Below are 9,762 nucleotides of genomic sequence, written 5' to 3'. Positions count from 1 at the left end.
ACCCCGCCCGAGGTGTGGCAGCTGGTCAAGGACGCCGCCACCTTCGTGCACAACGCCCCGCACGTCGTCGCCGTCGAGGCCCTGACCACCGGCGGCGCGGCACCGGCGGCGCGCACGACCCGGTGGACGGTCCTCCTCAACGGCAGCAGAACCACCTGGACCCAGCAGGAACACGCCGAGCCCGGCCCCCTCCTGCGCTTCGAGCAGACCGACGGCGACCTGGAGGAGCTGTCCGGCCACTGGACGCTGCACCCGACCCCGGCCGGCACCACCGTCAGCCTCCGCCTCGGTTTCGAACTCGGGGTCGACGGCCTGACCCCGCTGCTGGAACCCATGTGGACCCAGTCGCTCCAGGCCCACGCCGACGCCCTGCTGCGCGCCCTGTCCGCCACCGCCGCCCACGCCCGCACCGGGAGCGATCCGTGCGCCACCACCTGAACTTCCTCGACACCACCGTCCGCTTCGACGTCGACGACGCCGCGCAGGCCGCCTTCGAGCCCGTCCGCCGCTTCTTCCGCCACCTGCTGTCCCCGACGGCGCACCGCCCGCCCGCCTTCCGGATCGCCGTGCACCCCTACGACCCGGACCGTGACGTCGACGCGCAGGTGTGGCGGATCCCGCGCTCCACGATCCGGCGCAGCAGCGCCCCCGAGTTCACCTTCGACGCCCACCGCGTCGACACCGGCACCCGCACGCTGTACGTCAACCGCGCCACCCTGCTCGACGCGCCCGCCGACACCGCCCACGACACCGCGTTCCTGCTGCGCGTCACCGCCGGCTCCACCGTCCAGGTCATCGACTTCGTACGGGACCTCGTCATCCGCCGGCAGGAACAGCTCGGCACCGTGGTGCTGCACGCCTCCGGCGTCGCCCGCGGCGAGGAGGCGGTCGCCGTCGCCGGGCCCAAGGGCGCCGGGAAGACCACCACCCTGCTGTCCGTGCTGCGTCACGGCGGCTGGCGGTACTTCACCGGTGACAAGCTGTTCTGCACCCTCGACGGCGAGCAGGTCCTCGTCCACCCCTGGCGCGACTGCCCCTACGTCGGTGTCGGCACCATCCGCTCCGACGAGCGCCTGGCACGCCTCGTCCGCGACAGCACCCGCAGCGACCCCGGCCGGCTCGACCCCTCGCACAAGATCCTCCTCGACCCCGACCGGTTCGAGGAGTGGCTCGGCAGCCCGTTCGATCCCCGGCCGCGCAGGCTCGCCACCGTGCTGCTGCCGCAGGTCCGCCCCGGCGAACCCCTCGCCGTGCGCCGCCTGGAGGACGACAACGAACGCTGGGCCCACCTGAACAAGATCGTGGACCGCCAGGCCGACACGACCTTCTTCACCTGGCAGTCCTACCTCGTCCCCGACTACAGCGCGTTCTACCGCTCCCTGTCCCGGCTGCGCGCCGCGCTGCGTCCCGTCGACATGATCCGCCTGACCGGCACCCTCGACGTCGACCTCGACGACGTCCTCGTCCGGGCCCGTGCCACCGCCGCCGCCGCCGGGATGTGCCCATGACCGCCGCACCCGCCCTGCGCATCGCCCTGGTCGGCCTGTCCGGCTCCGGCAAGTCCACCGGCGCCGCGCACATCCGCACCTGGGCCCGTCACACCGGCCGCAGCCACGCCCGCATCCCCCTCGCGAAGCCGCTGTACGACCTCCAGGAGCAGGTCTACCGCACCGCCGGCACCGCCCTGCCCGCCGGCGCCCAGGACCAGCAGCTCCTGGAGGGGCTCGCGGGCGCGCTGCGCCGCATCAACCCCGAGGCGCTGGTCGCCGACTTCCTCGCCCGCCTCGCCACCGCCCGCGCGGACGTGATCGTCAACGACGACCTGCGCGATCCCCACGTCGACGCCCCCGCCCTGCGCCGCCACGGCTTCCGCGTCCTGCGGATCACCTGCGCCGAGGAGCTGCGGCTCAAGCGCCTGGCCGAACGCGGCGACCTGACCCGCGCCGACGCCTCCACCCGCCACATCGACCTCATCGAACCGGACGCCGTCGTCGACAACAGCGCGAGCCCCGAGGCGTACCGGGACGCCGTCCACGACCTGCTGAGGAGCTGGCTGTGATCCTGACCGGACCCGAGATCCGCGCGGAGGTCGAGGCGGGCCGCATCCACATCAGCGACTTCGACCCCGAACGCCTCGAACCGAACAGCTACGGCTTCCGGCTCGCCGAGGACGTCCTCTGGTACGACGGCGACGTCATCGACTGCTTCGAGGCGCCGCGGGCCCGGGCCACCACGATGGGCCCCGACGGCATGGTGCTGCGGCCCGGCCGGCTGTATCTCGGCGGCACCATGGAGGCGATGGGCAGCCCTCACTACGCGGCCACCCTCTACGCCTGCCGTTCCGCCTCCACGCTGGGCATCTGGATCCAGTACTCGGCACCGCTCGGCCACAGCGGGGCCGTCTTCCCCTGGACGCTGGAGATGAAGGTCGCCCAGCCCGTCCGGGTCTACGCCGGCATGACCATCGGCAAGCTGGCGTTCTGGGCGATGCGCGGCGAACCGGCCGCCTACCGCGGCAAGTACAGCGGATCGTCGTCGGCCGTGGCGTCCCGGTTCAGCCTGGAGCGGCCCCGTGCCGGACGCTGAACTGCTGCGCGTGTTCACCGGACTCGCCGCCCTCCTCGTGGCCGCCCACGCCACCGGGCGGCTGTTCGGGCGGCTCGGCCTGCCGCCGGTCGTCGGTGAGATCACCGGCGGGCTGCTGCTCGGGCCCACCCTGCTCGGGCAGTTCGCTCCCCAAGCCCACCGGTGGCTGTTCGCCGCGGGCCACGGCGAGGCGACGGCCCTGGTGCAGCAGCTGGGCCTGCTCCTGCTGATGTTCACGGCCGGCACACAGATGCGCGGCGCGTTCTCCCGCGACGACGGACGCACCGTCGCGGTGATCGCCGTCGTGGGCATGGCCGTTCCGTTCGCGTGCGGACTGCTGCTGACCGGGGCGGTCGACGAACGGCACCTGATCGGGCCCGCGGACAGCCCGGCCGCCCTCACCCTCGTCGTCGCCTGCGCCATCGCCGTCACCAGCATCCCCGTGATCTCCCGGATCATGCTGGACCTCGGCATCGCCGCGACCGGCTTCGCACGGATCGTGCTGTCGGTCGCGGTGCTGGAGGACGTCGTCCTCAACGTGGTGATCTCCGTCGCCGTGGGCCTGGCGGCCACGGCCGGCGGCAAGGACCCGGCGGGGGCGGCCGCCTTGCTCGGCATCGACTCCGCGGCGGGCGCCGCTCTCTACCACGCGGGCGCCTCCCTGGCCGTGTTCGCCCTGGCGTTCGCGGCCCGCCCGAGGACCGCGCGGCGCCCCGCCACCGTCCCCGTGACCATGTCGGTGCTGCTGCTGACCGCGGCGGCCTGCCTCTTCCTGGGCGTGGCACCGTTCCTGGGCGCCTTCGCCGTGGGCCTGGTGACCGGCGCCCGTGTCCCGTCCCAGATCACCGGCTTGGCCACGGGCTTCTTCATCCCCGTCTACTTCGCCTCCGTAGGCCTGCGGCTGGACCTGGTCCACGCCTTCTCCCCGTGGTCGGCGGCGGCCTTCCTCACCTGGGCCTGCGCCGCCAAGACCGCCGGTGTCTACGGGGCGGCCCGGCTCACCGGCCGTCCCCCGCGCGCCTCGGCCGACCTCGCCGTCGCCATGAACGCCCGCGGCGGTCCCGGCATCGTCCTCGCGACCGTGGCCCTCGACGCGGGCATCATCGCGGAACACTTCTTCACCACCCTGATCCTGACCGCGGTCCTCACCTCCCTCCTGGCGGGCTGGTGGCTGCACCACGCGGTCCGCCGGGGCGCGATCCCGGCCCCCGACGAGCCCCCCACCCCCACCACCACTCCGGTCGGCGCTCCCGTCCCGGCCTCCGCCCGTGGCGACGCTCCCGTCCCGGCCTTAGCCCGCCGGTCCGCCCCCGTCCCGGAAGCCCTCCGGCCCCCCGCCGCGGAACCACCCCCGCCGCCCGGACCGTCGCCCGGACCGCCGTCCGGACAGCCACCCGGACCGCCGTCCGGACAGCCACCCGCCCGTCCCCGCTTCCGGCGCACCCCCACGCCCCGTCACCTGCCCGTCGCCGTCCCGGAAGAGAGAAGCACCGGCCCATGAACGCCATCCACCCCGCCGACGCCCGCGGCCCCGTCGTCGTCATCGTCGACGCCTACTCGACGGCCCGCCATCTGACCCCCCTGTTCCGCGCCCGCGGCCACACCTGTGTCCATGTGCAGAGCACCCCCACCGTCCCGGCGGTCTACGCCCCCTCCTTCCGCCCCGGCGACTTCGCGGCGCACGTCGTCCACACCGGCGACCTCGCCGCCACCCTCGCCGCCGTGGCCCGCCACGAGCCCGTCGCGCTGCTCGCCGGCATCGAGAGCGGAGTGGAGCTCGCCGACACCCTCGCCGAGAGCCTCGGCCTGCGCGGCAACGGCACCGCGCTCAGCCCCGCCCGCCGCGACAAGTTCCGGATGACCGAGACCGTCAAGGCCGCGGGCCTGCCCGGCGCCGAGCAGATCCTCGCCGGCGACCGCGACACACTCCTGGACTGGTACGGCCGGCAGACCGGCCGGGTCGTCCTGAAACCGGTCAGCAGCGCCGGCAACGACGGCGTCCACTTCTGCGACAGCGCCGAGGACGTCCTGCGCGCCTTCGGCACCCTCATCGGCACCGACAGCGCGCTGGGCCAGCACAACTCCACGGTCCTGGCCCAGGAGTACCTCAGCGGCTCGGAGTACTACGTCAACACCGTCAGCCTGGACGGCCGCCACCACGTCTGCGACATCTGGAAGACCCAGCACCTCGACGTCAACGGCGTACGCGACCTGCTCGGCGGCTCCCAGCTCATGGTGCGCCACGGCCCGGAACAGGACCGGCTCGTTCCCTACACGCTCGGCGTCCTGGACGCCCTCGGCATCCGCAACGGCCCCGCCCACACCGAACTGAAACTGACCCCGGACGGCCCCCGGCTGATCGAGACCGGCGCCCGCGTCTGCGGCGCGGACCTGCCCCTGCTCACCTCCGCCGCGATCGGCGCCGGCCACCTGGAACGGACCGTCGAGGCCCATGTACGGCCCGAGGAGTTCGCCGGGCTGTGCGGCACCGACTACGAGGTGGCCCGGCACGCCACCGTCGTCAACATGATCGCGCCCGACTCCGGCACCCTGCGCGGCTATCCGAAGATGGCCCGGCTCAAGGCGCTGGAGAGCTTCCGCTGCACCCTGGAGCGCGCCACCCCGGGCGGCCCGGTCCACCGCACCGTCAACGACTTCACCTACCCGATGCTCGTCCATCTCCTCCACGAGGTGGAGGGCGTGGTGCTGCGCGACTACATGACGGCCCGCTACCTCGACGGAGAAGGCTTCTATGACATCGTCTGACCGCTGGGCGCCGGCCGCCGGCCCCGCCCTCGTCCTCGGCTACTGCGTCATCAACTCCGCGAAGTCCGTCCTCGAAGGCGCCCTCGTCCAGGACCTGTCGCCGGAGTTCCTGGCCCTGAACGCCTTCCTGCTGGCCCAGCTGTTCTACTTCGTGGTCTGCCGTGACAAGCGGGCCCTGGTGGTCGCCGTCCGGCGCAACTGGGCGGACCTGCTGGCCTTCAACGTCTCCACGACCGTCAGCTGGGTGGCGGTGCTGTACGCGTTCACCGTCTTCGAACCGGTCGTCGCGAACTCCGTCATCATCGGCCTGATCCCCAGCCTGACCATCCTCATCGGCAAGGGGCTGCGGCCGGGCACCAGGGCGCTGCCGCTGGAGCTGTTCGCCGCCGGGTGCGTCCTGTGCGCGATGGGCTTCCTCCTCACCACCAGCTGGTCCGGTTCCTCGGCGGTCGGCGGGGTGTCCACGGCCGAGCTGGTGTTCGGTGTGACCGCCTGTGTGCTGACGGCGGTGGCCGTCGTCGGCAACACCTTCTTCACCAAGCGGCTGAGCGAGGGCGGCATGACGGTCCCGCAGATGATGGCGTCCCGTTTCGTGCTGCTCATCGTGACCACGTTCGTGGTCATGACGGTCCGCGACAGCGCGGCCCCCTACACGGCGGGCACCCTCACGGCGATCGCCGCCATCGGCTGCGTCGGTGTGATCATCTCCCTGTATCTGCTCCAGCAGGGCATCGTGCGCACCGAACCCATCACGGTGTCCATGCTGTTCGGCACCAACCTGGCCATCACCTACGTCGTCCAGTTCTTCGACCCGAGGCTCCACCAGTCGGCCACCTCGCTCATCGGCACGGCCGCCCTGTGCCTGTCGATCTGCCTGGGCGCCTGGGCCCGCATGAGGAATCGCCCCGAACCCGGGGCCACCGCCACCGCTTCCGCTGCCACCACCGCCACCACCGCCACCACCGCCACCAACGCCACCAGCGCTTCCACCGTGACCACCGCGTCCCGGGCCTCGACGTGACGTTCGGGTGAGGGAGTCGGACGACAGGACCCGGGGGGCGTCTCGCCCCCTAGGACGCCGCCGCGAGGGCGGGCGCGGGCGCCGTGCCGGGCTGCGCCGGCCCCCGTGCGGTCCGGCCGCGGCGGCCGGCGAAGACATAGAGGCGCAGGACGACGAAGCGGCCCGTGCCGGCGAGGCCGGAGGCGCCGAGGTAGACGGCCTGCTGGGTCAGTACGCCGGGGGAGGACTGCACCAGGTGCAGGACGTGGACGGCGAGGCCGGTCGTCAGGAAGGCGGCTGTCGCCGAGCCCGCGGACTGCCAGTGCTCCCGCCATCCGGCGCCGCGCCCTCGGGCGAAGGTGAAGCGGGCGTGGAGTTCGGTGCACAGCAGGGTGGAGACGACGGTGACGGCCGCGTTCGCGACCGCCCAGGGCATGGTCGTGGCCAGAAGCGGCACCGAGAAGCCGCAGAGGACTCCGACGCCGCCACCGAGGACCACGAACCGCACAAAGGATGCGACGGGCCCGGGGGTGGCCCAAAGGATCCGCTTCTCCTGCATGGCGCCCTCCTCCGGCTCGCTGTTTCTGACAATGGAAACGCTACGTTGCATTCGTGATTCCAGCAACAGACTTGTTGCGCGTTGTCACCATCAGTGCAGATGAAGGCAGAGAATTCGTTGCAACAACCTTGACTCTAACGCAACGACCCCCCATCCATGCGTTGCAATGGATGGGGGGTGAACGCTATAGGGGAGACAGCGCGGGACACCCGTGCCGCGCGGGGGCGGCTCTCACGCCGCCAGAGCGCCCTCCCGGGTCTCTGGGGCACGCACCGCCGCGGTCACGGTGAGCGCCGACAGCAGCAGCAGATACGCGCACACCAGCCAGGGCGTCCTGGACGCCACCAGATACAGCGAGGTGGCCAGCAGCGGCAGCAGTCCGCCGCCCAGCACCGCCCCGGTCTGATAGCCGAGAGAGGCGCCGCTCATCCGGACCCCGGTGCGGAACAGTTCGCTCAGCCAGGCCGCCTGAGGACCGAACATGGCGTCGTGGAAGACGTTCACACCGATCACCACGGCGATCCCGGCCAGCAGGGGAGAACCCGTGTCGACGAGGAGGAAGAACGGCGCGACGTACAGTGCGCTGCCCACCGCCCCGAACAGGAACACCGGCCGGCGCCCGAACCGGTCCGACAGCGCCCCCCACACCGGGGCGGTGAGCATGCTGAGTGCCGCGCTGACCGTGATGACCGTGACACCGAGACCCTTGCCGTGATGGCCGTGATCGGTGAGATAGAACAGCACGAAGATGGTGTAGAAGTACGAGACGGCGGTCTGGGACACCCGCAGGCCGACGGCCAGGACCAGCGGGCCACGGTGGTGGCGCAGCGTGTCGTACACCGGTCGTTCCACCCGGGGCGCGGCCGTGAACGCCTCCGGGTCGTCGATCGTGGCCCGCAGCACCAGCCCGACGACGATCAGCACCAGACTCGACAGGAACAGCACCCGCCAGCCCCAGACGGCGAACTGGTGGTCGTCCAGCAGTGCCTGGGTCAGCGCGAACGCGCCGGAGGACAGCAGCAGCCCCAGCGAGGAGCCCGACATCGCGAAGCCGCCCCACAGCCCGCGCCGCGCCGAGCGGGCGCTCTCCACGGTGAGCACGGCGGCCCCGCCCTGCTCGGCACCGACCGCGAACCCCTGGACGATGCGCAGGACCACCATCAGCACCGGTGCGAGCAGCCCGGCCTGCCGGTAGGTCGGCAGGGCGCCGACCAGGGCGCTGGCCAGGCCCATCGTGAACAGGGACACCACCAGCACCGGTTTGCGCCCCCAACGGTCGCCGAAGTGCCCGGCCGCCGCGGCACCCAGCGGTCGCGCGGCGAACCCGACGGCGTAGGTGGCGAAGGCGGCCAGGACCCCGGCGACCGGGTCGAGAGAGGAGAAGAACAGCTTGTTGAAGACCAGAGCGGTTGCGGTGCCGTAGAGGTAGAAGTCGTACCACTCGACGGCGGAGCCGATCATGCTCGCGACCGCGATGCGTCCGGTGGCCGCCGGCCGGCGCGGGGACGGCGCGGCGGACGTCACCTTGGGCGCCGACGGGGATCCCGTGAGGGTGTTCTGGGTCATGGTCCGTCCTGACAGGTCCGTGGATCGTGGGGGCCGGCAGCGGTCGCGTGCCGGTCGAAGTGCGTTGCGGGAACGGCGATGTAGACGGCCGCCGCGCTCGCCGCGACCGGCCCGTCCACGCCGCCGACGTGCAGGTCCGCGGTGGCGTACGCCTTCCGGCCGGCCACGGCCGTACAGCTCGCCCGCACCCGCAGCGGCTCCTCGAGCGGCACCGGGGCGAGGAACTGGACCTCCAGCCGGCCGGTGACGTTGGGCCGGTTGAGCGCGCGCCACACCGCCAGGCTGGTGGCCTCGTCGAGCACCGCGGCGACGATGCCGCCGTGCGCGATACCGGGGGCGCCCTGGTGCACCCGCCCGAGGGACAGCTCCGCGAGGACACCCCGCTCGTCCTCCTCGACGACCCGCAGGCCCAGACCGGGCGAGGGCCCGCACCCGAAGCAGGAGGGATGGTCCGGCACATGCGGCACCCGCACCCGCGGCTCCCCCAGCAGCACCGGCGAGCACGGCGGCCGGGCCCCGCCGGGCGGCACGGCCCGCTCGGACGCCGCGCCGGCCGCCGCGCCGTGCCGGTGCACCGCCGCGTCGTGCCGGTGCACAGCCGCGCCCGTCATCGGCTCTGCTCTTGCCGTTGCGGGCGCGGCTCGCCGGCGGCGGGCAGCGCACGGGTGGTGTGCTCCAGGGCCCGCAGCACCGGCGCCGTCAGCAGCGCGACACCGGCGAACACCGCCGTCAGCAGCAGCCAGCCCGCCGGGCCCAGCCCCACCACCGCTGTGACGGCGAGCGGCCCCAGCACCGCCTGCACGGTGACACCGAGGTTGAAGACCGACAGGTACTCCGCGCGCCGCCCCTCGGGCGCGTGGTCCACCGGCAGCGCCCAGCCCGCGATCGACTGCCACAACTCGCCCACCGTCAGCGTGCCGACCGCCAGCACCAGCAGCACCAGCGCCCCGGCGCGGCCCGGGCCCGCGCTGGCGGCCAGCAGCAGCCCGGTCGCGGCCAGCAGCCACGCCGCCCACCACAGGGACCGGCGGCTCTGGCCCTCCTCCCGGACGCCACGGCTGAAGCGGATCTGCAACCCGATCACCAGCGCCGTGTTCAGCGCGAACAACAGCGGGACCACGGCCACCGGCGCGGAGGTGTGCCGCACCACCCACAGCGGCACACCCACGTTCAGCATCGTCTGGTGCAGCACCAGCACCCCGTTGAGCCCGGTCACCGCGAGAAACCGCCGGTCGCCCAGCCCACGTGGCAGCCAGGTGCGGCGTGCGGACACGGCGGAGCCGCG

General features: G+C 73.0%; 10 protein-coding genes and 1 pseudogene. 7 read left to right on the top strand and 4 right to left on the bottom strand.

Annotation, left to right across the window (positions count from 1 at the left end):
• The 7 genes from ABZ484_RS37475 to ABZ484_RS37445 form a co-directional block, all read left to right on the top strand.
• On the top strand, positions 1-438 hold a 438-nt coding region (locus tag ABZ484_RS37475), incomplete at its 5' end, for an SRPBCC family protein (protein ID WP_358870426.1).
• Positions 423-1,508 carry a hypothetical protein gene (locus ABZ484_RS37470; RefSeq protein ID WP_358870425.1) on the top strand — a complete coding sequence of 362 codons (1,086 nt, stop codon included), beginning with the start codon at positions 423-425 and terminating at the stop codon, positions 1,506-1,508. The genes ABZ484_RS37475 and ABZ484_RS37470, both read left to right, overlap by 16 nt.
• Positions 1,505-2,059, top strand: coding sequence for a hypothetical protein (locus tag ABZ484_RS37465; protein ID WP_358870424.1), 555 nt, complete (start codon positions 1,505-1,507; stop codon positions 2,057-2,059). Before ABZ484_RS37470 ends, ABZ484_RS37465 begins: the two co-directional genes overlap by 4 nt.
• Positions 2,056-2,586 (top strand): deoxycytidine triphosphate deaminase, encoded by a 531-nt coding sequence (locus ABZ484_RS37460; protein WP_358870423.1) that lies wholly within the window; start codon positions 2,056-2,058, stop codon positions 2,584-2,586. The genes ABZ484_RS37465 and ABZ484_RS37460 overlap by 4 nt, the downstream gene beginning before the upstream one ends.
• Positions 2,573-4,087, top strand: coding sequence for a cation:proton antiporter (locus ABZ484_RS37455; RefSeq protein ID WP_358870422.1), 1,515 nt, complete (start codon positions 2,573-2,575; stop codon positions 4,085-4,087). The genes ABZ484_RS37460 and ABZ484_RS37455 overlap by 14 nt, the downstream gene beginning before the upstream one ends.
• Entirely contained in the window at positions 4,084-5,352 is a 1,269-nt protein-coding gene (locus tag ABZ484_RS37450) for an ATP-grasp domain-containing protein (protein WP_358870421.1), read from the top strand. Before ABZ484_RS37455 ends, ABZ484_RS37450 begins: the two co-directional genes overlap by 4 nt.
• Positions 5,339-6,373 carry an EamA/RhaT family transporter gene (locus ABZ484_RS37445; RefSeq protein ID WP_358870420.1) on the top strand — a complete coding sequence of 345 codons (1,035 nt, stop codon included), beginning with the start codon at positions 5,339-5,341 and terminating at the stop codon, positions 6,371-6,373. Before ABZ484_RS37450 ends, ABZ484_RS37445 begins: the two co-directional genes overlap by 14 nt.
• Before the next feature lie 49 nt (positions 6,374-6,422).
• Here the strand turns inward: ABZ484_RS37445 and ABZ484_RS37440 are convergent, their stop codons facing one another.
• The 4 genes and pseudogenes from ABZ484_RS37440 to ABZ484_RS37425 form a co-directional block, all read right to left on the bottom strand.
• Positions 6,423-6,911 (bottom strand): hypothetical protein, encoded by a 489-nt coding sequence (locus ABZ484_RS37440; protein WP_358870419.1) that lies wholly within the window; start codon positions 6,909-6,911, stop codon positions 6,423-6,425.
• A 231-nt stretch (positions 6,912-7,142) separates the two neighbouring features.
• Positions 7,143-8,477 (bottom strand): MFS transporter, encoded by a 1,335-nt coding sequence (locus ABZ484_RS37435; RefSeq protein ID WP_358870418.1) that lies wholly within the window; start codon positions 8,475-8,477, stop codon positions 7,143-7,145.
• The gene (locus ABZ484_RS37430; RefSeq protein ID WP_358870417.1) at positions 8,474-9,088 is read right to left on the bottom strand and encodes a PaaI family thioesterase; all 615 of its coding nucleotides are present in this window, start codon (positions 9,086-9,088) and stop codon (positions 8,474-8,476) included. The genes ABZ484_RS37435 and ABZ484_RS37430 overlap by 4 nt, the downstream gene beginning before the upstream one ends.
• Positions 9,085-9,762 (bottom strand): annotated as a pseudogene (locus ABZ484_RS37425) (MFS transporter); the annotation flags it as partial. The gene ABZ484_RS37430 and the pseudogene ABZ484_RS37425, both read right to left, overlap by 4 nt.

The organism is Streptomyces sp. NPDC006393 (assembly GCF_040628575.1).
Lineage (GTDB): Bacteria > Actinomycetota > Actinomycetes > Streptomycetales > Streptomycetaceae > Streptomyces.
Note: the sequence above shows the minus strand (reverse complement) of the source record. Positions and strands in the feature narration are given on the sequence as shown.

What these genes read in the sequence shown, in the direction of transcription:
- ABZ484_RS37465 (WP_358870424.1), top strand. Translation starts at nt 1,505, where the DNA reads ATGACCGCCGCACCCGCCCTGCGCATCGCCCTGGTCGGCCTGTCCGGC.
- ABZ484_RS37435 (WP_358870418.1), bottom strand. Translation starts at nt 8,477, where the DNA reads ATGACCCAGAACACCCTCACGGGATCCCCGTCGGCGCCCAAGGTGACG.
- ABZ484_RS37430 (WP_358870417.1), bottom strand. Translation starts at nt 9,088, where the DNA reads ATGACGGGCGCGGCTGTGCACCGGCACGACGCGGCGGTGCACCGGCAC.
- ABZ484_RS37445 (WP_358870420.1), top strand. Translation starts at nt 5,339, where the DNA reads ATGACATCGTCTGACCGCTGGGCGCCGGCCGCCGGCCCCGCCCTCGTC.
- ABZ484_RS37440 (WP_358870419.1), bottom strand. Translation starts at nt 6,911, where the DNA reads ATGCAGGAGAAGCGGATCCTTTGGGCCACCCCCGGGCCCGTCGCATCC.
- ABZ484_RS37450 (WP_358870421.1), top strand. Translation starts at nt 4,084, where the DNA reads ATGAACGCCATCCACCCCGCCGACGCCCGCGGCCCCGTCGTCGTCATC.